The 22,293-nt window shown below is 69.1% G+C and carries 17 protein-coding genes; 8 read left to right on the plus strand and 9 right to left on the minus strand.

Features of this window, described 5'->3' with window-relative positions; translation table 11 throughout:
- Positions 1-78: 78 nt before the first annotated feature.
- From J4H86_RS08310 to J4H86_RS08325, 4 genes are all read left to right on the plus strand, one after another.
- Entirely contained in the window at positions 79-1,566 is a 1,488-nt protein-coding gene (locus tag J4H86_RS08310; protein WP_236542925.1) for an FdrA family protein, read from the plus strand.
- 2 nt (positions 1,567-1,568) lie between these two features.
- Positions 1,569-2,987: a YlbE family protein gene (locus tag J4H86_RS08315; protein ID WP_236542926.1), complete on the plus strand. Its 1,419-nt coding sequence runs from the start codon at positions 1,569-1,571 to the stop codon at positions 2,985-2,987.
- A gap of 248 nt (positions 2,988-3,235) precedes the next feature.
- Entirely contained in the window at positions 3,236-3,790 is a 555-nt protein-coding gene (locus tag J4H86_RS08320; protein ID WP_236543951.1) for a Dps family protein, read from the plus strand.
- Positions 3,791-3,954: 164 nt separating this feature from the next.
- Positions 3,955-4,929, plus strand: coding sequence for an ATP-binding protein (locus J4H86_RS08325; RefSeq protein WP_236542927.1), 975 nt, complete (start codon positions 3,955-3,957; stop codon positions 4,927-4,929).
- Between the two features lie 75 nt (positions 4,930-5,004).
- Here the strand turns inward: J4H86_RS08325 and J4H86_RS08330 are convergent, their stop codons facing one another.
- The 4 genes from J4H86_RS08330 to dxr all read right to left on the minus strand — a co-directional run bounded on the left by J4H86_RS08330 (position 5,005) and on the right by dxr (position 9,828).
- Complete coding sequence (locus J4H86_RS08330) at positions 5,005-5,856, minus strand: GNAT family N-acetyltransferase (protein WP_236542928.1); 852 nt, start codon at positions 5,854-5,856, stop codon at positions 5,005-5,007.
- A 144-nt stretch (positions 5,857-6,000) separates the two neighbouring features.
- A complete protein-coding gene (ispG, locus tag J4H86_RS08335; RefSeq protein ID WP_236542929.1) occupies positions 6,001-7,149 on the minus strand; it encodes a flavodoxin-dependent (E)-4-hydroxy-3-methylbut-2-enyl-diphosphate synthase in 1,149 nt (382 codons plus the stop codon).
- A 119-nt stretch (positions 7,150-7,268) separates the two neighbouring features.
- Positions 7,269-8,627: a M50 family metallopeptidase gene (locus tag J4H86_RS08340; RefSeq protein WP_236542930.1), complete on the minus strand. Its 1,359-nt coding sequence runs from the start codon at positions 8,625-8,627 to the stop codon at positions 7,269-7,271.
- 10 nt (positions 8,628-8,637) lie between these two features.
- Positions 8,638-9,828 (minus strand): 1-deoxy-D-xylulose-5-phosphate reductoisomerase, encoded by a 1,191-nt coding sequence (dxr, locus tag J4H86_RS08345; protein WP_236543952.1) that lies wholly within the window; start codon positions 9,826-9,828, stop codon positions 8,638-8,640.
- A 238-nt stretch (positions 9,829-10,066) separates the two neighbouring features.
- On the opposite strand from dxr, the gene J4H86_RS08350 reads away from it, so the two are divergent.
- Positions 10,067-11,071: a trypsin-like serine peptidase gene (locus J4H86_RS08350; RefSeq protein ID WP_236542931.1), complete on the plus strand. Its 1,005-nt coding sequence runs from the start codon at positions 10,067-10,069 to the stop codon at positions 11,069-11,071.
- A gap of 912 nt (positions 11,072-11,983) precedes the next feature.
- On the opposite strand, the gene J4H86_RS08355 is transcribed toward J4H86_RS08350, so the two are convergent.
- From J4H86_RS08355 to J4H86_RS08370, 4 genes are all read right to left on the minus strand, one after another.
- Positions 11,984-12,883 (minus strand): hypothetical protein, encoded by a 900-nt coding sequence (locus J4H86_RS08355; RefSeq protein ID WP_236542932.1) that lies wholly within the window; start codon positions 12,881-12,883, stop codon positions 11,984-11,986.
- Positions 12,884-13,423: 540 nt separating this feature from the next.
- Entirely contained in the window at positions 13,424-14,416 is a 993-nt protein-coding gene (locus J4H86_RS08360) for an aldo/keto reductase (RefSeq protein WP_236542933.1), read from the minus strand.
- Between the two features lie 107 nt (positions 14,417-14,523).
- On the minus strand, positions 14,524-15,483 hold the full coding sequence (locus J4H86_RS08365; protein ID WP_236542934.1) for a D-2-hydroxyacid dehydrogenase family protein: 960 nt from the start codon (positions 15,481-15,483) through the stop codon (positions 14,524-14,526).
- A 58-nt stretch (positions 15,484-15,541) separates the two neighbouring features.
- Positions 15,542-16,309, minus strand: coding sequence for a GntR family transcriptional regulator (locus J4H86_RS08370; protein WP_236542935.1), 768 nt, complete (start codon positions 16,307-16,309; stop codon positions 15,542-15,544).
- A 745-nt stretch (positions 16,310-17,054) separates the two neighbouring features.
- Between J4H86_RS08370 and J4H86_RS08375 the strand changes: the two genes are divergently transcribed.
- From J4H86_RS08375 to J4H86_RS08385, 3 genes are all read left to right on the plus strand, one after another.
- Positions 17,055-18,665: a BCCT family transporter gene (locus J4H86_RS08375; protein WP_236542936.1), complete on the plus strand. Its 1,611-nt coding sequence runs from the start codon at positions 17,055-17,057 to the stop codon at positions 18,663-18,665.
- A 40-nt stretch (positions 18,666-18,705) separates the two neighbouring features.
- Entirely contained in the window at positions 18,706-19,176 is a 471-nt protein-coding gene (locus tag J4H86_RS08380) for an Hsp20/alpha crystallin family protein (RefSeq protein ID WP_330932504.1), read from the plus strand.
- A gap of 566 nt (positions 19,177-19,742) precedes the next feature.
- Positions 19,743-21,656, plus strand: a complete 1,914-nt coding sequence (locus tag J4H86_RS08385; protein WP_236542938.1) for an acyl-CoA dehydrogenase family protein — start codon at positions 19,743-19,745, stop codon at positions 21,654-21,656.
- Between the two features lie 73 nt (positions 21,657-21,729).
- Here J4H86_RS08385 and J4H86_RS08390 read toward each other — a convergent pair whose 3' ends face one another.
- Entirely contained in the window at positions 21,730-22,203 is a 474-nt protein-coding gene (locus J4H86_RS08390; protein WP_236542939.1) for a hypothetical protein, read from the minus strand.
- Positions 22,204-22,293 lie beyond the last annotated feature (90 nt).

Raw genomic sequence — 22,293 nt, forward strand, 5'->3', positions numbered from 1 at the left:
GGGGTGACTTTACCGGCCACGGCTAGCGTCAATGGCCGTGAAGCCTCAGCGCGCGAACCAGAGAAAGGCGGAACGCCCGTGACGACGGACACGGCGAACGGCGACATCGCGGTGCGGGTCTATCCCGGGACCTACCGCGACTCCGTGAGCCTCATGCTTCTCAGCCGCGAGGTCGCGACGATGGACGGTGTCGCCGACGCTCTGGTCGGAATGGGGACGGCGGTCAACCTGCAGTCCTTCACTGAGATGGGGGCCCCGGTTCCCAGCGATGTCGCTGAGAATGACCTGATCGTGGCGGTGCAGGCCGCCGATCCCGCTGTGCGTGAGGCCGCGTTCGCCCGCGCGGAGGCCGGCGACGCCACGCGGCCGACGGGCGCGACGGGCGGCGGTGAGCGACGCGCGCGCAGTGTCCGCACCGCGGCGCGGGTGCCGGGTCAGGCCCCGGCGAGCCTCGCCCTGGTGTCGGTGCCCGGGCCGCACGCCGCCGGAGTCGCCCTCGAGGCCCTCAACGAAGGTCTCGACGTCATGGTGTTCAGCGACAACGTGCCGCTGAAGCACGAGATCGCGCTCAAGCGCACCGCCGAACGCCTGGGACGCCTGGTGATGGGGCCGGACTGTGGTACGGCGGTCCTCCAGGGGGCGTGTCTCGGATTCGCCAATGTCACCCGTCCCGGCACGGTCGGCGTGGTCGCCGCCTCCGGGACCGGCGCTCAGCACCTGATGAGTCTGCTGGACGCCGCGCATGTCGGTGTGAGCCACTGCCTTGGGGTGGGCGGCCGTGACCTCTCGGAGGAGGTTGGCGCGAGCTCCGCCGTACGCGCGCTGGACATCCTCGACGCCGATCCACAGACGGACCGGATCGTCGTCATCTCCAAACCGCCGGCGCCCGCCGCGGCCGAGCGGCTCACGGCGCACGCGGCGACGCTCAGCAAGCCGGTGCACACGATCCTGCTGGGCACCCAGGGCCAGGACATCACCAGCGCCGTGGAGGAGGTCCTTCACGCTCAGGGCGTGGCCGTACCGGAGTGGCCCCAGTGGGCCCCCGGTTCTCCCGGCGGTCGCTCCGCCAGGTCCGGAGCCCTGCGCGGCCTGTACTGCGGTGGCACCCTCGCCGAGGAGGCGCTGTTGGTCGTCGAGGCGGAGCTGGGCGCCGTCTCCTCCAACCTGGGCAAGCGCGCGGCCGAGTCGGAGACGCCGCACCGTGTGGTGGACTTCGGGGCCGACGAGTTCACCCAGGGACGCCCCCACCCGATGATCGACCCGATGCCACGGGAGGAGCAGCTCCGCGCCGAGCTGCTGGACGAGGACTGCGCCGTCGTCCTGCTGGACGTCGTGCTGGGCCACGGCGCGCACCCCGACCCCGCGTCCGGTGTCGCCGCCGTGGTGCGTGACGGGCGCGCACTGGGCAGCACGACCCCGGTGATCGTTTCCTTGTGCGGGACGCAGGACGACCCGCAGGACCTGACCCGTCAGGCGGAAACCCTTCAGGCCGCGGGTGCCGAGGTCTACGTCTCCAACGCCGCCGCGGCCCGCCGCGCCGCGCGTCTCGCCGCCGGGAAGGACTAACGATGCCGTCTACAGAGTCGCGACTCACCTCCGAGGCCCCCTCGGTCGTCACCGTTGGCGCCGAACTGCTCACCGACACCCTGACTGCGCAGGGTGCTCCCGTGCACCCGGTGGACTTCCGTCCCCCGCTCGCCGGCGACGGTGTCGACGACGCCCTGGTCGACGTCCTCGCCGACCCGAGGCGCGCCGAAGCGAACGAGACCGCCCTCAACCGTGTGCTCGGAGTTCGTCCCCGCCTGGTGGACGTGCGGCCGGCGAGTGAGTTCCTGGGACTGAGGCCCGGTACCTTCTACCACGCGGGCCCACCCATCGCCTGGAAGGACGCGTCCGGTCCGCTGCGCGGCGCCCTGATCGGGGCCATGCTGTTCGAGGGCCTGGCGCAGTCCCCCGAGGAGGCCGAGAAGGCGCTCGCCGAGGGTGCCGCGACGCTGGAACCGTGCCACCACCACGGTGGGGTCGGCCCCATGGCGGGGGTCGTCAGCCCGTCGATGTGGGTGTTCGTTCTGCGGGACGAGGCGGACCCCGAGCGCTACTCCTGGTGCTCGCTCAACGAGGGTCTGGGCAAGGTGCTGCGCTACGGAGCGTACGGGCCCGAGGTCGTCGAACGCCTGCGGTGGATGTCGTCCGTGCTGGGCCCCGTGCTGCGGGACGCCGTGCGGGCACGCGGACCGATCGATCTCGGGACGATCCTCGCCCAGATGCTGCACATGGGCGACGAGGCGCACAACCGCAACCGTGCGGGCACCCTCATGTTGCTCCGAGACCTGCTGCCCAACCTGGTCGCGGGCGACCACCCGGCCGAGGACCTGGCCGAGGTGATGCGTTTCGTCGGGGGCAACGACCACTTCTTCCTCAACCTGGCCATGCCGGCGCTGAAGTTGATGCTCGACGCCGGACGGGACGTCCCGGGGTCCTCTCTCGTCGTGGCGATGGCGCGTAATGGCACGGAGTTCGGGATCCAGGTGTCGGGAACGGGGGACCAGTGGTTCACCGGACCGGCACAGTACCCGGAGGGCCTGTTCCTCGGTAGCTACGGCCCCGACGACGCCAACCCCGACATCGGAGACTCCGCGATCACCGAGACCGGCGGGATGGGCGGGTTCGTCATGGCGGCGGCCCCCGCCATCGTGCGTCTGGTGGGCGGTGACGCGGCGTTCGCGATGGACGCGACCCAGAACATGTACGAGATCACCAACGACGACCACCCCTTGTTCCAGCTTCCGATTCTGGACTTCCGGGGGTCACCGACCGGGATCGACGTCGCCAAGGTGGTGTCCACCGGGATCCTGCCGCAGATCAACACCGGAATGGCCGGACGGGTCCCCGGTACCGGTCAGGTCGGCGCCGGCCTGGTCACTCCGCCGGCGGAGTGCTTCACCAAGGCGATTCGCGCCCTCGGGGAGGCCGCCGAGGCGCCGTGACGCGCCGCCGAACACCGCGGTCTCTACTGGACACCGAGCCCACGTCGCACCGGGACAGGAAATTGCCCGGTGATGACGTGGGCTTGGTGCCGTCAGGAGGTAGCCGCACCGAGACTGGGGAACGTGTCCCAAGGAATGGGTCACAATTCGGTCTGGGGGGACACATCGTGGCAACCGGCACGAAATCGAAGTCCAGCGGCACCAAGAGCGGCGGCGCGAAGACGTCGAACAGCGCAACGAACGGCCGGTTGTCGAGTCAACCGTCGCTGCACCAGAAGGGCAAGATCGTCCAGGAGTTCGGCACCGTACGGCAGTTCCCGCTGGGCCTGTCCTACGACGCCCGCATGTACTCCTGTGAGCGCCTGAACCGGGTGCTGGCAGACACGCGGATCCTGCGCGACATGTACAAGAAGCATCACTGGGTGATGCGCGGGGAGACCTTCTACCAGCTTCATCTCCTGATGGACAAACACGCCTCGGAGCAGACCGAGCTCATCGACACGATGGCGGAACGCATCCAGACGCTCGGCGGTGTCGCCGTCGGCGACCCACGCCACGTCGCGGAGCTCACGCAGATTCCCCGCACCCCCGACGGTGTGGAGGAGGTCCCCGCGATGCTCTCCCGGTTGCTCGAGGCGCACGAGACCATCCTCATCGAGAGTCACGACGCCGCCGCGCGGGTGCAGGAGTTGGGCGACGACGGCACCAACGACGTCCTCGTCTCCGACGTCATTCGCACCGGTGAGCTCGAAGCCTGGTTCGTGGCGGAGCACCTGGTCGACACCCCGCTGGTCAAGGCCTGACCCGACAACTCGGCCTTCGACGTCGCCACCCGGACGCCGCGGTACCCGCCGCGGCGTCCGTCTGTGTCCCAGGCATCGTTTCCCGTGTTCCGCCACCCCGCGTGTGCACTCCCCGCTACAGTAATGAAAATCATTGTCGTTCATTCATCGTGTGGGGAGTACCTTTGAAGATCGCGTTCGTGGGCAAGGGAGGAAGCGGCAAGACCACCATTGCCGCGCTGTTCACGCGGTACCTCGCGGAGACCGGTCACCCGGTGGTCGCGATCGACGCCGACATCAACCAACACCTCGCCGCCGCGCTCGGCGTCAGCGACGCCACCGCCGCCCAGATCCCACCGCTCGGGCTCCACGTCGGCGACATCAAGGAGATCCTGCGGGGCACCAACCCCCGGATCACCACGCCGTCGGCGATGGCCAAGACCACGCCACCGGGCTCCGGCTCGCGTCTCCTCGACCTCGGTCCCGGTAACCCCGTCCACGACAGGTTCGGGCACCAGGTCGAGGGGGCGACCCTCATGCTGACGGGCCCCTTCAGCGAGGAGGACCTCGGTACGTCCTGCTACCACTCCAAGGTCGGCGCGGTCGAGCTGTACCTCAACCACCTCGTGGACGGTCACGACGAGTACGTCGTGGTGGACATGACGGCGGGCGCGGACTCCTTCGCCTCCGGCCTGTTCACCCGCTTCGACATGACGTTCCTGGTCGCCGAGCCCACGGTTCGCGGTGTGAGTGTGCACCGGCAGTACGCCGAGTACGCGCGGGACCACGATGTCACGATCCAGGTCGTGGGCAACAAGGTGCGCGGAGCCGACGACGTGGAGTTCCTGACCGATCACGTGGGCGACGCGCTACTCACCCACCTCGGGCAGTCGGAGTTCGTCCGGGCGATGGAGAAGGGCCGCCACCCGAGCCTGACCAGCCTCGAACCCGAGAACCTCAAGGCGTTGGGCATCCTGCGTGACACGGTCGACGCCACACCCAAGGACTGGCAGCGGTTCACACGCCAGGGCATCGAGTTCCACATCCGCAACGCCCGCCGCTGGGGCGGTGCCGCCGAGGCCGAACTGGTGGCCCAGGTCGACCCGGACTTCACACTCGGCCCGGACGCGCTCGCGACGTTGGACGGCCAGCGGTCATGACCGTGTGGGGCGGTGCCCACCGCACCGCCCCACGTCCTAATCGGGCGGCCGTCGGCCGTCCGGGCTCGGGGCGGCTCAGAACAGGATGGACATCGCGGCGTCGACCTCGCGAAAGCCGACGTGATCGTAGGCCGCGCGGGCGGGGAGGTTGAAGTCGTTGACGTAGAGGGTGACCCGCGGCGCGAAGTCGGCCAGCGCGGCCCGCACGACGGCGGCCATTCCGGGGACCGAACGACCCTGGCCGCGCAGTTCCGGGTGGACCCACACGCCCTGCACCTGACAGGCCTGCGGCGTCACCGCCCCGATCTCGGCCTTGAAGACGACGCGACCATCCTCGATGTGGGCGAAGGAACGTCCGCTGCGGACCAGCTCCTCGGTGCGCGACCGGTAGAGCGCGTCCCCGTCGCGACTGTCCCCGCTGGGCGAGACACCGACCTCTTCGGTGAACATCGCGACACAGGCCGGGTACAGCAGCGGAAAGTTCTCCATGGTCACCCGCCGCACCCCGGGGTCCGGCCGCACGTGTGCCGGCAGAGCCGTGATCTCCAGGACGGGTTGCCGGGCGCGGATCGCCCGGGGTGGCCCCCAGTGCGGCTCCAGATGACGCCACAGGTCGGTGACCTCATCGACGGGGCCCACGATCGAGGAGCACCGACGACCGCGCCATCGTGCCTGCTCGGCGAAGTGCCACGCGGCGCGGGACCCCGCGTTCACCGGCACCAGGTTCGCCCCGGAGTAGCACAGGGCCTGAAGTTCACCGTCTTCGACGTATCCCCACAGCTCGGCCCCGAGCCGCCCGGGGTCGAAACCGTTCGACCTCAGCCGTGAGTTCACGAACACGTGTCGCACGGGGTCGGCGTCCAACAGACGCCGCACATCGGCGTGATCACGATCCCCGAGAACACGCACGGATGCGGTCCGAAGCATGCGCTGTACCCCCCGCCGCCCGAGACTCCTGTCCACAAGCGTAGGCGACCGGCCCGGCACGGCCCGCGCTACGACACCCACTCGGGACGGTGAGTTCCGAGCCGCTCCACGGAGGGTTGGCGGGTCAGGGTGCGGCGTCGAGTGTCAGCTCACCGAGACACTGGGCTGGCCGGAAGCGGACTCGCCGATCTCCTCCGCCAGGCGGGTGGCCTCGGCGATCAGGGTCTCCACGATCTGGTCCTCCGGGACGGTCTTGACGACCTCACCCTTGACGAAGATCTGCCCCTTGCCGTTGCCCGAGGCCACGCCCAGGTCCGCGTCCCGCGCCTCACCGGGACCGTTCACCACGCACCCCATGACGGCCACGCGCAGCGGGACGTCCATGCCCTCGAGCCCCGCGGTGACGTCGTCGGCCAACTGGTAGACGTCGACCTGCGCCCGGCCACAACTCGGGCAGGAGACGATCTCCAGGCCACGCTCGCGCATCCCCAGTGACTCCAGGATCTGCGCACCGACCTTGACCTCCTCGGCCGGGGGCGCGGACAGGGACACGCGGATGGTGTCGCCGATCCCCTCGGCGAGGAGGGCGCCGAACGCGGCGGCGGACTTCACGGTGCCCTGGAACGCCGGGCCCGCCTCGGTCACCCCGAGATGCAGCGGGTAGTCGCACTGCTGGGAGAGCTGCCGGTAGGCCTGGATCATGACGACCGGGTCGTGGTGCTTGACCGAGATCTTGATGTCGCGGAAGTCGTGCTCCTCGAACAGCGAGCACTCCCACAGCGCCGACTCGACCAGCGCCTCGGGAGTGGCCTTCCCGTACTTGTCCAACAGCCGCTTGTCCAGGGAGCCGGCGTTGACACCGATCCGGATCGGCACGCCGGCGTCCCGCGCGGCGCGTGAGATCTCACCGACCTTGTCGTCGAACTTCTTGATGTTTCCCGGGTTGACGCGAACCGCGGCGCAACCGGCCTCGATCGCGGCGAAGACGTAACGCGGCTGGAAGTGAATGTCGGCGATGACGGGGATCTGCGACTTCTTCGCGATGATCGGAAGCGCCTCGGCGTCGTCGGCGCTCGGCACGGCGACGCGGACGATCTGGCAGCCCGACGCGGTGAGCTCCGCGATCTGCTGCAGGGTCGCGTTGATGTCAGCGGTGACCGTGGTGGTCATGGACTGCACCGAGACGGGCGCTCCCCCACCGACGGGGACGTCGCCCACCATGATCCGCCGGGTGGGGCGACGCTCCGCGAGCGGACGCATCGGAGTATCCGGCATTCCCAGATCGACAGCCATCAGGGCTCAACACCTCACGAGAGAGGGAACGGAAGGACGCCGGCAGCCGTCACGGGCCCAGCGAGCACGTTCCAAGGCTACCGGCTCAGCGAAGAGGACGTCCCAGTTCCCGTCACGGATCACTGGATGAGACGCACCGGGTTGACGACGTCGGCGACGAGCAGCAGGACGCTGAAGCCGATGAAGCAGGCCACGACCACGTAGGCCACCGGCATGAGCTTCGCGACGTCGAACGGACCGGGGTCCGGGCGGGTGAACATTCGCGCCCACCAGCGCCGCACCGACTCCCAGACGGCTCCGAGGATGTGCCCGCCGTCCAGCGGCAGGATCGGCAGCATGTTGAACGCGAACAGGAAGAAGTTCACCGTGGCGAGCAGCATCAACATCATGACGGTGCGGTCCACGGCCGGAATCTCCATGGCGACGATCTCACCGCCCAACCGCGAGGCTCCGACGACACCCACGGGTGAGTCGGCCTCGCGTTCTCCGCCGAGGAACGCCGCCTCCCACAGTCCGGGGATCTTGGTCGGTAGGGCGACCAGGTGGACCACGACGTCCTTGGAGATGGTCCCGATCTCCACGACGGTCTCGCCCGCGGTGAGCGGTTGGCGTTCCTGGAGCGGAGTGAATCCCAGGAACCCGGCCGGCTCCGTCTCCGGAATGTAGCGTCCCTGTTCGTCGACGATCGGCTCCCCGTCGGCGTCGGTGCGCACGATGGGTTCACCGTTCTCGTCCAGCGACGCCACCTCGGACTCGATCACGTCGGCCTGCACGGTGAGGGTCTCGCCGTCGCGCTCGAGCACGATGGTGGTGGCTCCGCCGCTCTCACGGATGGTGCTCTGCAGGGCGCCCCAGTCGGGCGTCTCCTGGCCGTCCACGGACAGGATCCGGTCGCCCTCCTGGATCCCGGCCTCCAGCGCCGGTGTCGGCGGCGCGTTGTCCGGGCAGCCCTCGACGTCCTCGCCGGCGGCCACGACGCACTCGTTGACCCGTCCGACCGTGGTCGTGCTCTCGAAGAACCCGAAGCCCATCATCACCACGGCGAAGATCACGATGGCCAGGACCAGGTTCATGACCGGGCCGGCGAACATCACGATCAACCGCTTCCACGGCGCGCGCTGGTAGAACTGACGGTCCTCGTCGCCGGGCTCGAGATCGACCCGCGCGGCGTCCCGCGCGTCCTCGATCATCGCCCGCCAGCGCGACATCGGCTTGCCGGACGCCTCCGGGTCGTGTCGCGACGGCGGGATCATCCCCACCATGCGCACGAACCCTCCCAGCGGGAAGGCCTTGATGCCGTACTCGGTCTCACCCCAGGTGCGGGACCACAGTGTCTTGCCGAACCCGACGAAGAACTGGGTGCAGCGAATGCCGAACATCTTGGCGGCTGCCATGTGTCCCAGCTCGTGCCACGCGACCGACAGCACGAGCGCCAGGACGAACGCGAGGATGCCAAGCGTTGTCAGCACAGCGGTCATCCGCTACCCCTCAGGACCGATCGATGAGTTCCCATGAGCGGGCTCGGGCCCAGGCGTCGGCGGCGTAGACGGCGTCCAGCGTCGGCGCGTGACGCTCCCCCGCGTCCGCATGTTCCGAGACTACCTGCGCCACGATGTCCACAATCGCCGGGAATGGCAAACGCGTGCCCAGGAACGCCGCCACGGCCTCCTCGTTGGCCGCGTTGTACACCGCGGGCGCCGTGCCGCCCGCGCGTCCCACCTGTGCCGCGAGGGCGACGGCCGGGAACACATCCGAGTCCAGTGGCTCGAAGGTCCACGAGCTGGCGCGGGTCCAGTCGAGGGGCTGTGCCACCTCGGACAGACGTTCCGGCCAGGCGAGACCGTTGGCGATCGGGATCCGCATGTCCGGCGGGCTGGCCTTGGCCAGAGTGGTGCCGTCGACGTACTCGACCATGGAGTGCACCACGGACTGGGGGTGGACGACGACCTCGATCTGGTCGAAGGGGACGTCGAACAGCAGGTGCGCCTCGATCACCTCCAGCCCCTTGTTCACGAGCGTGGCGCTGTTGACGGTGATGACCGGACCCATGTTCCAGGTCGGGTGCGCGAGGGCCTGCTCCGGGGTGACCGCCTCGAGGTCAGACCGGGACCACCCGCGGAACGGCCCACCGCTGGCGGTGACCACCACACGACTCACGTCCCCGGGGCGCCCCTCCACCCTCCCCTGCGCGAGGCTGGAGAGTTGGTCGTCGGGGACGTGGGGGAAGCACTGAGCGATCGCGTAGTGCTCGGAGTCGACCGGAACGATCTGCCCGGGACGCGCCGCGTCGCGCACCAGGGGTCCGCCGATGATGAGCGACTCCTTGTTGGCCAGGGCCAACAGGCGCCCCGACCGCAGCGCGGCCAGGGTCGACTCCAGGCCGAGGGCTCCGGTGATGCCGTTGAGCACGACGTCGCTCGGCCACTGGGCGGCCTCGACGACACCGGCGGAACCGGTGAGGACCTTGGCCGGCGAACCGTGCTGAGCGAGGCCCGAACGTACCACGTCGGCAGCGGACTCCTGGGCGACGGCCACGGCCTCCACGTCGAGCTCGACCGCCTGGCGCACCAGGTCGTCCGGGCGCCCTCCGCCGCCGGCGAGAGCCACGACCCGCAGACGGTCGGGGTGGCGGCGGACGATGTCGATCGCCTGGGTCCCGATGGATCCGGTACTGCCCAGGAGGACGACGTCGCGCCGAGGAGTACCCTGATCCCGACGGTGTGAGCTCGATGGTTCGCTGAGTGGCACATCGCCATCATAGGAGTTCCCCCGCGGGCCGCTGACTTCTCGTGCCGCGACCCACCAGCCCGTCCGCCGGTTTCGGCATGACCGGTGATCGCGTCGCGTGCGACCCAAACGACACTCAGATACGAAGAGTGCTCTTATTGTCACTGTTCGTGTGGCAATATGGCGTGTCATGGCACGTACACTCGCCGCGTCCCTCGTTGGGACCGCCGCCTCCGCCGTCCTGTTCGCCAGCGCGGGCCCCGCCATCGCCGCACCGGCCGCCCCCGCGGATCCGGAGGAGCGCGGCACCGACACCCCGGAGATCGTCCACCACGAGGCCGCCGCCACCGACAACGAACGCAACTCCGTCCTGAGCTACTGGACCGACGCCCGCATGTCCGCGGCCGAACCGCTGGCTCGCCTGTTGGAGCAGACCGGGGGGCTCACCATCACCGGCGACCCCACACAGAGCGCGGGCTCCGACGCACAGGCCGCCCAGGGCGTCAACCCCAACAGCACCGGTGAGCCCTGGCCGGGCGGCGGAACGGTGGTCGAGGCCACCGGGCGCGTCTTCCTCACCATGGGCGGCAACGACTACACGTGTTCTGCCGCGCTGGTCAACGCCGAGAACCGCTCCACCGTGGTGACGGCCGGCCACTGCGTCGCCGACGGTGAGGGCGGCTGGGCCGACAACTGGGTCTTCGTCCCCGGCTACGACAACGGCGACGAGCCGTACGGCCGTTTCGCCGCCCGGGACATGCTCGCCACCGACGCCTGGGCCGAGAACGGCGACGACGAGTACGACTACGCCATGGTGGCCCTCCACGACAACGACGCCGGCACCGCGCCACAGGACGCCGCCGCGGCGCTGGGGATCGAGTTCAACGCCCCCGTCGGCGAACAGGTGTACACCTTCGGTTACCCGGCCGCCGGCCGGTTCGACGGCAACGAGCTGCACTACTGCTCCGGCACCACGGTCGAGGACCCGTGGGGGACGGACGCCTACGGGGTGCCCTGTGAGATGACCCAGGGATCCAGCGGTGGCCCTTTTCTCAGCGACTTCGACACGAGCACCGGCGAGGGCACCGTGACCTCGGTGATCAGCTTCAAGTACTCCGACGACGACTCCACCCAGTACGGCCCCCGCCTCGGCGACGAGGCCCGGAATCTGTACGAACAAGCCGCGTCGAAATGACGGTCCGGGGAGCACCGTCACCCGTAACGGTGCTCCCCCCGCGTCACCTCGCGCCACGACGCGGCCATGGTTACCCCTCGGGCGGAGCCATCACCGTCCCCGAAGCCCGTGCCCCATGGGGCGCCACGGACGGCTCCGGGTGCGTTGTGGACGACGGTCCCCGGCGGACTCGCACGAACGTGGTCCCATCCACTGGGCCCGTAGAGCCCCATACCGATCGCCGCAGCGACCGGACCACGGCAGCACGCGGATCGCACGCCCACACGCCCCGTGGGACGAGGTCACAGAGATCAGGGCACCGTGTGACACCGCCGCCGGGTGTCCCGTGCCCCTGTCGCTTGGCCCCTCGCCCACGCCACACCACGGCCCGTGGTCGCACGGTCGGCGGATCCGCTCCGGGAGTCCCGCGACGCAGCGCGTGGTGGCACGCGCTGCCCAGACGAGGAACGATCGCTGCGGCCCTAGCGGGGTGGCGGAGCCTACGCACCGTGCCCACCGTCGAGGGCGCACGATCGACGAACGGCGACGTTGAACGGCTCATTCGCGGCGGCGTCCCCGAATCCCCGGAACGACGCCCGCGGGTCCCCGATCGGGGGCGAAGGATCGAGCCGAGCGCCATCCTCGGTCCACCATTAGTCACGCCGCTAGTCACGCCGTGTATGGCAGGTTCTCCCGCCGTGACACCCGCGTCGCCCTCACCAGGACAGGGCCGCCGTACGCCAAGCGACTCTCGCGAGGCGCGCGGCGTGTCCACGGGGCGTGGAACGCGCGTCGCGACGTGGCGTCGGTGTGCTCGGCCCGTCGGGCGCGCGACGCGCTGGCCCCGTCCGGGCGGGCGTTCCCCATCGCCACGCGGGCGGCCAACCACATGGTGGAACGACTGGACCACTCCCGGGAAGCGCTCCCGAACGATCAGAGGACCTCGAGGGTCCACTCCGGGGTGAGGTCGAGGTCGTCCTCCCGGGCGTCGGAGCTGATGGCCGCGTTCACCTCGATGACGGACGGCGTGCTTTCGAAGGTGAACGTCTCGTCGAGCGGGGACTCGTTGGTGACGTCGAAGAGCGGGTTCTCGTACGGGTACGCCTCGACGTAGATCGGGCCGACGTAGTCGGCGGCGACGCGTACGTCGACTGGGGCCTCGGGACCGGTGTACTGGTAGACCGCGTCGAACTCGCCGTCGATCGGGGATCCGTCCCACTCGGGGGCGTTGGTCAGGGGGTGCAGTTCGACGCTCCAGTCGCCGTCGGCCTGGACGGAGAGTCCCTGGATCGCCGCTTCGTCCTCGTTGATCACCGTCGCGCCGGAGTACGGGAGCCACTGATGGAAGGTGTCGATCTCGGAGTCCTCCGTGCCGTTGCCGGTGTCGAACGAGACGAGGATGGTCTCCCCCGTGTGCTCGACCGCGAGGTAGCCGATGTCGATGAACGGTTCGAACGACTCCTCGGCGTCTCCGGTTCCCTCCAGCACGACGGGTTCGGACTCGGCGGCGGCTTCCTCGTCGTCTCCCTGTTCGACGGGGGCGGGGGCCTCACGCGCGTCGGCGTCGCCCGCTCCGGGGCGCACCATCACCACGTTGCCGGCGATCAGCGCCAGTAGCACGAGGACCATCGCGGTGATGACCAGTCCCTGCACCGTACGACGTTCGGTCAGGTCGTCGGTGGGGGTGTCGGCACCGGAGGGACCGTTCTCCCGCGCCGGTCCCGCCGGCGTGGCTCCGCCGGGGGGTGGCCCCTGCGGGGTGAACGCCGCGCCGTGGGCGTCCGGCCGTGGCTGAGGCGGCTGGCGATGGTTACCCGGTGGCGGGGGCGGCATCGGGCCCGCCGCTCCGGGAGGTGGGCCGTGTCCCGGTGGTGGGGGTGGTGTCGCCCCACCCTGCCAGGTCGGCTGGGCGCCGGTCGGGGTGCCGGGGTACCCGTGGGCTCCGGGCCGCTGCGGGTGTGGGGGCATCGGCCCGGTGCCCCCGTGGGGCGGCGGGCCGACGGGCGGCCTCCCGCCGGGCTGAGATGGGTGGGGTGGCGGGCCGGGGTGGGGACGGCCGGGGTGGGGACGGCCGGGGGGTGGAGCCGGGTTGGCCGCCGGAGGATACGGGGACTGTCCCGGCGGAGGCCCATAGGGCGCCCCCGGAGGGACGGGGCCCTGGGGAGGACCTGCCTGGTGGCGGGCGTCGGGCTGGCCCGGGCCCGGTGGTCCCGGAGCCCATCCGGGCGCACCGGGAGGCGCGGGCGGCGTGGCTCCCGGTGGGATGGGGCGTTGGTCCGGTCTCGGTCCGGGGTCGTGGTGGCCCGGGTCCCGCGGTTGCTCCCCAGGGGACGGACTCCCGTGAGTTGGCACCTTGCGTCCTCCTCGGTCAGCTCACACGCGCACGCGGCGCATCCCCGTGGGGGGATACCGGTCACCGTGGGCCGCGCCCGGTGGCGCCACCTCATCGATGGCGGCGAGGTCCGCGGGAGTCAGGGCGAGCTCGCGGGCGGCCAGGTTCTCCTCAAGATAGCGCTGCCGTTTCGTCCCGGGAATCGTCACGACGTCCTCGCCCTGGGCCAGGACCCACGCGATGGCCAACTGTCCGGGTGTGGCTCCCTTGCTCGCCGCCAGTTCCTCCAGCCGACGCACGAGGGCGACGTTGGCGGTCAGGTTGTCGCCGGCGAAGCGGGGGAAGTTCGGGCGGGCGTCGCCCGAGGTCAGGTCGTCCTCGGCCTGGATCGCCCCGGTGAGGATCCCACGGCCCAGGGGGCTGTAGGCCACGACGCCGATGCCGAGCTCTCGGGCCAGGGAGAGGATGCCGTCACTCTCGATGTCCCGGGTGAACAGCGAGTACTCGTACTGCAGCGCGGTCACCGGATGCGTGGCGTGCGCCCGGCGCACGGTTTCGGGTGCGGCCTCGGAGATCCCGAGGAAGCCGACCTTTCCCGAGGTGACGAGCTCGGCCATGGCGCCCCATGTCTCCTCCACGGGGACGTCCGGATCGACGCGGTGCTGGTAGTAGAGGTCGATGTGGTCGACACCGAGCCGGTGCAGCGATCCGTCCACCGCGGCGCGCACGTACTCGGGGCGACCGTTGACACGACCGGTCGGCCGCCCCTCGGGGTCGACTTCCTGACCGAACTTGGTGGCGAGCACCACGTCGTCGCGGTGTGGGCGAAGAGCGGCACCGACCAGGCGCTCGTTCGTCCAGGGCCCGTACATGTCGGCGGTGTCGAAGAAGTCGACCCCCAGCTCCACCGCCCGCTGGAGGGTGCGCAGGGACTCCGCCTCGTCCTGGCCGGCGTAGCTGTGGGTCATCCCCATGCAGCCCAGCCCCAGCTCGGTCACGGTCATGCCCTGACCGCCCAGTTCCCGCCGCCGCACGCAAGCCCCCTCACCCAACGCCCGAGCTCGTTCTCGACCCGGCTCTCACAGCGCTTGATCCTAGTTCACCGGGAACGGACGCAAGATCACCCGTGGGGGCGTTGTGGTCAAGTGACCACGCGGATCGGCTCGCCGTCGAGGAAGGCCTCGATGTCCGCCACGGTCTCGGTGAAGAACGTTCGATAGGTGCCGGCGGTGCCGTAGCCGATGTGCGGTGTCAACACGGTGTTCGGGGTCGAGCGCAGCGGGTGCTCGACGGGGAGTGGTTCGACGTCGTAGACGTCCAGGGCCGCGCCCGCGATCGTTCCGTCGTGCAACGCCGTGACGAGTGGCCGCTCCTGCACGATGGGGCCACGGGAGGTGTTCACGAGGTAGCCCCCGGACCCGATCAGGTCGAGTTCCCGAGCGCCGATCAGACCCCGGGTTCCGTCGTTCAACCGCAGGTGGATCGTCGCGACGTCCGACTCCGCGAGGAGCTCGGGGAACGTCACGCGGCGCGCACCGTGCTCGGCGGCCCGCTCGTCGGTCAGGTTCGCGCTCCAGGCCAACACCCGCATGCCGAACGCCTCGCCGATCCGCGCCACTCGGGAGCCGAGCCGGCCGAGTCCGAGCACTCCCAGTGTCCGGCCGTGCAGGTCCGCGCCCACCGTGTGCTGCCATCCGCCGCCACGGATCGAGGCGTCCTCCGCGGGAACACGGCGCAGCAGGGACAGGATCAGCGCCCAGGTGAGCTCCACGGTGTGCGTGGGCGGCGACGCGGTCCCGCACACGGTCACACCCAGCTCCCGGGCGGCGTCCATGTCGATCGCGGGGTTCCTCATCCCTGTGGTCACCAGGAGCCGCAGCCTGGGCAGACGTCGAAGGAGATCCGCGTCGAAGGTGGTGCGTTCCCGCATGGCACACACGACCTCGAAGGGCTCCAGCCGGTCCGCGAGCGCGTCCACGTCACTCAGATGGTCGTTGAAGACGGTGAGTCGGACCCGATCCCCCAATCGGGTCCAGTCGCCGAACTCGCGGGAGATGTCCTGGTAGTCGTCCAGAACCGCCACGGAGGTGATGTGAGCCATTCAGGTAGCCTACGACGCTCGTCCCGGCCCCTCACCGGCGGCGTCACGACGATTGGGCTCAGGAGGGTGTGCGGCCAACCGCGGCGACGTCCGCGACACCGTCGGGAGTGTGGTGGATGTGCCGCAGGATCGCCGCCGCGGCGGCTTCCGCGTCCCGCTCCCGGACCGTCGCCAGGATCTCGCGGTGCTGCTGGTTGGCCTGCCGCGTGTCGCGACCACCCTGCATCATGTCCGCCAGGATGTAGACAGCGGCGGAACTCTGCAGTGACTCGACAATAGCGGCGAGCCGCGGCGAGTGTGCGGCTTCGGTGAACACGGCGTGGAACTGACGGTTGCGCTCGACCCAACGGGTGAGGTCGACCTCGGCTTCGGCCAGATCCTGGATCTCCTGGGCACGCTGGATGTCGTCGTCGGTGATCCGCACCACCGCGCGACGCATGATCTCCGGTTCCAACAGGCAGCGGACGCGGTAGATCTCCTCGGCCTCCTCCGCGTTCAGGGCACGGACGACCGCACCACGGTGGGCGTCCACCCGCACGAGTCCCTCGGCCGCGAGGTCCCGCAGCGCCTCCCGCACCGGTGTGGTACTGACGCGAAGCTTCTTGGCCACCTCCGCCTGGATGAGCCGGTCTCCGGCCTGCAGCCGCCCGGTGAGGATGGCCTGGGAGATGGTGTCGCGAACGAACTGGTAGGCGGTGCGCCGTTCCCCCAGTCGCGCCAGCTCCACGACTACCCCCGTACCCCTCGACGCGCTGTCGGCGGTGACCCCGACATCAGCGAGCCAGCTTACCTGCGGCGAAGCCTCTTCACGCCTCGGGTTGACCATTGAGCGACAATGATCCACGCTGTGGGACTTCCCCCCATTGGCTCGTCATAACGACGCGCCCACTGTCGAGCGGAAGGACGGCCGCGGATAGGAAGAACATCGGGAGGAACGTGGGATCTGTGCTATGGGATCGATACCCGTGCTGTTCAACGGCGCGCGCATGCCCCCTTCGGATCACGGCAAAACATACGCTCCCGCAAAATCTTCATATCGAATTCCCCATTCGCGGGCGCGAATACGCCAGCAAATGGCCGCCCGTCAACTCAGTGGCGTGACCGGAAGAGGTCACAATAGTCGGCCGCGTCGATAGTGATCAGGAACACGATCACGCACGGGCCGGGCCCACGTAGCAGGCATCTGGGGGCAGACACGGACAGAACACGTGGGTACGGTTCCCGCCAAATCCGGGCAAACCACCCCCGTGTTGCACGCGGCATTTCCATCTTCTAGTAATTTACTCAGGGTTAGTACACAGCGCCAGCTAACAAAGGAAGAACGGCTGGGCATTTCGACTATGCGATGGACGTGATTGCCACTTAGGGTTTGCGTATCCATTGGCGCGCCACCGACACACCCCACGCGGTCGGGGCGCGCCCAAGCGGCATGAAAAACGTCACTGAACAGGCTCACGACCGGTCCGCGTCCCCCCGGTCCGGCAGGAGAGCCGCCACACTCCCGAAAATGGAGAAGGAGGAGGCGAGGAGTCATCCTAGCTAACTACATCAGAACTCATATGAACCCGCCGGTGTTCTTCACTTCCGGCATCGTCATCCTGGCCTTCGTGATCGCTGGCATCACGGCCGGCATCGTGGTGGACGAGGACGTACTCGACGCTCGCTCGTGGGGCTGGATCACGGGGATCGGCGAGTACTTCGGCTGGCTGTACGTGATCGCCGCCACCTTCTACGTCATTTTCGTCCTCTTCCTACTGTTCAGCCGGTACGGGCTGATCAAGCTGGGGCCGGACGACTCGAAGCCGGAGTTCGGCACGATGGCGTGGTTCGCCATGCTGTTCACCGCCGGCATGGGAATCGGCCTGGTCTTCTTCGGTGTCGCCGAGCCCACGGGGTACCTGGAGTCGGTGATCGTCGAGGGGGCGAACAACCCCGACGAGCAGGCGGCGCTCGCGATGAGCGCGACCCTGTTCCACTGGGGCTTCCACCCCTGGTCGATCTACATCATCCTGGGTCTCGCCCTCGGGTACTTCTCCTACCGCAAGGGGCTGCCACTGCGCCCCGCGTCGGCGTTCTACCCGCTGATCGGTGACCGCATCTACAAGTGGCCCGGCCACATGGTGGACATCCTCGCCGTGTTCGGCACCATGTTCGGTCTCGCCACGTCACTGGGTCTGGGCTCCGGCCAGATCAACGCCGGCCTGAACGCCGTGTTCGGCGTCCCGTCCAGCATGCCCCTGCAGATCGGCATCATCGCCGTGATCACCGTGGTCGCGCTCTACAGTGTGCTCGCCGGGATCGACAAGGGCATTCGGCGCCTGTCAGTGCTGAACATGTGGTTGGCGATCGCGCTGCTCATCATCGTGTTCATCTTCGGCCCCAAGCTGTTCATGGTGAACGGCATGGCCGACTGGACCGGCGCGTTCCTGCAGTCCCTGCCCGAACGCAGTCTGTCCGTCGTCACCCCCTCAATGAACCCCGACCTCGCCGAGTGGCAGGCGAACTGGACGTTCTTCTACTGGGGCTGGTGGATTTCCTGGGCGCCGTTCGTGGGGATGTTCATCGCCCGTATCTCCTACGGTCGCACCATCCGTCAGTTCATCACGGGTGTGCTCTTCGCCCCGATCGGCGTCACCATCGTGTGGTTCGCCGTCTTCGGCGGGTCGGGCATGTTCTACGACCTGACGGAGGACGCGGGCATCGGTTCAGCCGACTCGGACCGTGCGATGTACCAGCTCCTCGAGTCGCTGCCGATGCACGATGTCGTGTTCCTGGCCACCGCGGTACTCACCATTCTGGTCGTCGCGTTCTTCTTCATCACCTCCTCGGACTCTGGTTCACTGGTCATCGACATCCTGACCAACGGGGGCGACCCGAACCCGAGCAAGGTACAGCGGGCGTTCTGGGCCATCCTGGAAGGTGTCGTCGCCGCGGTCCTGGTGGCGGCGGGTGGAGCGGCGGCACTGCAAACACTGCAGGCGGCGTCTCTCACCACGGGTGTGCCGTTCGCTATCGTGCTCGTACTCGTCGCGTTCGGCCTCCTCAAGGCGCTCCGCCAGGAGAACGTGGGAGCCCTGCAGCTCCGTGCCGCGGGCCTGCCCGCACCGTCGACCGGCCACGAGACCGGACCCGGTGGACCCGACAAGGAGAACCTGGAGAGCGGCAAGGGAGTAGCCACGTGACGTTCTCCCAGCCGACACATCGAGAGGAGGGATGGCACGCATGAGGAACCCGTTCCGCGGAGTGGTCGACTACATCAGCGAGATGCAGCGCATGGCGGACGCCATGGCGACCATGGACAGCTCGTCAACGACCCAGGACCGCGGCTTCTCCGACGCCTGGACCCCGACCACGGACATCTACGCCCATGGCACGGACCTGGTGATCCAGTGTGAGGTGCCGGGCGTCCAGCCGGACGAGCTGGAGGTGGCGCTTTCTCACGGCCACCTGTCCATCACGGGTGAACGGCACCGCGCTGAGGAAGGCCTGCAGTACTACGCCAACGAGCGGTACTACGGAGCCTTCCGTCGGGAGATCTCGCTCCCGGAGGACGTGACCGAGGACCGCATCAGCGCCGACTTCGAGGAGGGACTCCTGACCGTCACCGTACGCGGAGGCGCTGAGTCGCAGGGTCCCAAGCAGATCTCGGTACGCAGCAGGAAGCGCGCGAAGCAGGCCGGCCAGGGACGCTAGTCCACGGACCGAGCCTTCGCTCGCGGAAGTGACTGTGCCCCCGAGGGGATGATCCCCTCGGGGGCACAGTCATGCGGTCCGGCTCTGCGTCGAGTGTTTGTCCGCGCGGCCCGCCCGTGGCATGGGGAACCACTGAGCGCCGCAGTTGGTGCAGCAGTAGATCAGACGATCCCCACAGACCTGGCACGGCGGGCCGACCAGTACGTCCTGCTCCGACGTCCGGTGTCGATCCTCGAACCTCCGGACTTGCTGACACGCGTTGCATCGGATGGGGATGCGAGGCGCCTTGGGCCAAGGCTCCTCGGGCTGTGGCTTGTGGCCCATTTTGGCCCACCCCTTGTTGATTCGTGCCGTTCGATGACGGGACTGTGCACGGAGACTACGCCGATCCCCCCACGATCGCGGGCGAACCGACGGAGTGTTAGTCAGACCACACCCGGGCCGGTTCGCCATCCGTCCGAACGATAATCCCTCGCGCCAACGCGAGCCACCGACGCGTGGCGCGCTCTGGGCGGCGATAGAGTGTTACTCGCAAGTAACTTGTTCTTTCGTCGAGGGGGACTCCCATGACACGCCACGAGACACCGGAGAAGATCGACGTCGACGCGTTGCGGACCCTCCTGGACGGTCGGTGGGGGCACGCTCGCGACGTGGTGCGGACGTCGATGCGGGGGGACCTGTTCACTCCCGTGTACGGCCTCGACACCGAAGGCCACCGGGACCGCGTGGCCGAACAGATGCGCGTGCTCGCCGCCACTCCCCTCCCCGGGTTCGGCTTCCCGGTGGAGTACGGCGGCACCGACGATCCCGGTGCGGCCACCGTGGCGTTCGAGATGACCGTCATGGACCAGTCACTGATGGTGAAGCTCGGCGTACAGTGGGGGCTGTTCGGGGGCGCGATCCTCTCCTTGGGGACGCGGAGGCACCACGAGCGCTACCTTCGTCCGCTCATCGCCCTCGACCTCCCCGGATGCTTCGCGATGACAGAGTCAGGACACGGCTCCGACGTCCAGTCGCTGCGGACGACCGCGACCTACGATCCCGACACCGAGGAGTTCGTGGTCCACACCCCCGACGACGACGCCCGCAAGGACTACATCGGCAACGCGGCCCGTGACGGGCGACTCGCCGTCGTCTTCGCCCAGCTCATCACGGGCGGAACCAACCACGGGGTGCACGCGTTGGTGGTTCCGATCCGCCACCCCGACGGCACCACCGCCACGGGGGTTCGCATCGAGGATTGCGGGCGTAAGGCCGGGCTGAACGGGGTGGACAACGGAAGGATCTGGTTCGACCGGGTGCGTGTTCCACGCGAGGCCCTGCTCAACCGGTACGGCGACGTCGCGGCCGACGGTACGTACACCAGCCCGGTGGAGAAGAAGAGCAAGCGGTTCTTCACGATGTTGGGAACCCTCGTCCGTGGTCGGGTGAGTGTCGCGGGCGGCGCCGGGGCGGCCGCACGGGCCGCGCTCACTATCGCCCTGCGCTACGCCGACAGGCGGCGCCAGTTCCCCAACCCCGAGACCGGCGAGGAGACGCGTCTCCTCGACTACCGTACCCACCAGCGCCGACTGCTGATCCCCCTGGCCCGGACCTACGCCCTCGCGTTCGCCCAGGAGGAACTGACGCGCACCATGCACGAGATCGCCACCGGAGCGCGGGAGGGTGAGCACGCCCAGCGGGAGTTGGAGTCCCGCGCCGCCGGTCTGAAGGCGGTCGCCACGTGGCACGCCATGGACACGATCCAGACGGCGCGTGAGTCCTGCGGTGGCGTCGGCTACCTCGCCGAGAACCGGTTCGCGGGCCTGCGGGAGGACACCGACGTCTTCACCACCTTCGAGGGAGACAACACCGTTCTGCTGCAGTTGGTCGCCAAGGGGCTGCTCACGAACTACAAACAGGAGTTCGAGAGCCTGGAGACGATGGACGCCGCGCGTTTCGTCGCGGGACAGTTCCTCGGCGCGGTCATCGAACGCACGACGGCGCGCAGCACCATCGAACGACTCGTCACCGTCGCTCCCGGCAGGGAGGACAACGACGCACTGTTCAACCGGGGCTGGCAGGTGACGATGTTCGAGGACCGCGAGCGGCACATCGTCGAGGGCTTGGCCCGACGCATGCGCAAGGCCGGGCGCTCCGGCTCGGCTGAGGCGGTCAACGACTGTCAGGACCACATGGTCTCCGCCGCGCGCGCCCACATCGACCGTGTGGTGCTGGAGGCGTTCGTCGGCGCCCTGGAACGATGTGAGGACCCGGGTGTCCGTTCTGTGCTGGAGAAGGTGTGTGACCTCTACGTTCTCTCCACTATCGAGGAGGACCGTGGGTGGTTCCTCGAGCACGACCGGCTACGCCCGACCCGGGCCAAGGCCGTGACGGACGCGGTGAACACGCTGTGCGCGCGGCTCCGTCCCCACGCCGGGGAGTTGGTCGACGCCTTCGCCCTGCCCGACGAGTGGCTGGGGGCGCCGATCGCGCGCTGAACCCGACCATGAGGAGATCGGACGGAGGGACCACGCCAACCGCGCCGGTGGCGTGATCGCCCGTGCGGTCTCCTCATCCAGTGAAACCGTCCCAGATCGCCGTCACCAACTGCCACGGCGGCATCAGGGTCCACATCGCGGCGAGGCTCACGGCCGTGAGGCCTCCGAACATCCACGCGGCGATCTTGCGCCGCGACCAGAGCGCGGCTCCCAGCCCTCCGAGGGGCACGACAACCGCGCACACCAGGAGCCCGAGCAGGTATCCGGCGAGCCGACGCCGTGCCTCGTCGGTGACCTCCTCCGCCTGCAGGGCGAAGCCCTCGGCGAGGAAGAACAGCAGGAACATCGGCACGCCGACGACCCACACCAAGGCGAGGGCCGTCCACACCAGCACCGGCCACCGCGACGGGCCGTCGACCACGTAGGGCGTGCGCCGGGACGACGGTTCGGCGCGCCCCGGCAACGGCGAGGGCGCACGCGTCATCTCCTCCGTGGCCGCCCCCTGGGGACGCCTCGAGGAGCCCTTGCGCTTCTTCTTCGGTGACACGTCCGCCACGCTACCCGCGCTCCTGGCCTCGACTCCCCAGGTCTGGGGGCGCCGCGCCACCGACCGGCTCTCGCGCGCCACCGAAACTCA

It is taken from the genome of Spiractinospora alimapuensis (genome assembly GCF_018437505.1).
Lineage (GTDB): Bacteria > Actinomycetota > Actinomycetes > Streptosporangiales > Streptosporangiaceae > Spiractinospora > Spiractinospora alimapuensis.

Bases quoted from the DNA above. Each gene is read 5' to 3' on its own strand.
- J4H86_RS08340 (WP_236542930.1), bottom strand. From the start codon at position 8,627: ATGACCGCTGTGCTGACAACGCTTGGCATCCTCGCGTTCGTCCTGGCG.
- J4H86_RS08370 (WP_236542935.1), bottom strand. From the start codon at position 16,309: ATGGTCAACCCGAGGCGTGAAGAGGCTTCGCCGCAGGTAAGCTGGCTC.
- J4H86_RS08385 (WP_236542938.1), top strand. From the start codon at position 19,743: ATGACACGCCACGAGACACCGGAGAAGATCGACGTCGACGCGTTGCGG.
- J4H86_RS08315 (WP_236542926.1), top strand. From the start codon at position 1,569: ATGCCGTCTACAGAGTCGCGACTCACCTCCGAGGCCCCCTCGGTCGTC.
- J4H86_RS08355 (WP_236542932.1), bottom strand. From the start codon at position 12,883: ATGCCGCCCCCGCCACCGGGTAACCATCGCCAGCCGCCTCAGCCACGG.
- ispG (WP_236542929.1), bottom strand. From the start codon at position 7,149: ATGGCTGTCGATCTGGGAATGCCGGATACTCCGATGCGTCCGCTCGCG.
- J4H86_RS08365 (WP_236542934.1), bottom strand. From the start codon at position 15,483: ATGGCTCACATCACCTCCGTGGCGGTTCTGGACGACTACCAGGACATC.
- J4H86_RS08380 (WP_330932504.1), top strand. From the start codon at position 18,706: ATGAGGAACCCGTTCCGCGGAGTGGTCGACTACATCAGCGAGATGCAG.
- J4H86_RS08350 (WP_236542931.1), top strand. From the start codon at position 10,067: ATGGCACGTACACTCGCCGCGTCCCTCGTTGGGACCGCCGCCTCCGCC.
- J4H86_RS08330 (WP_236542928.1), bottom strand. From the start codon at position 5,856: ATGCTTCGGACCGCATCCGTGCGTGTTCTCGGGGATCGTGATCACGCC.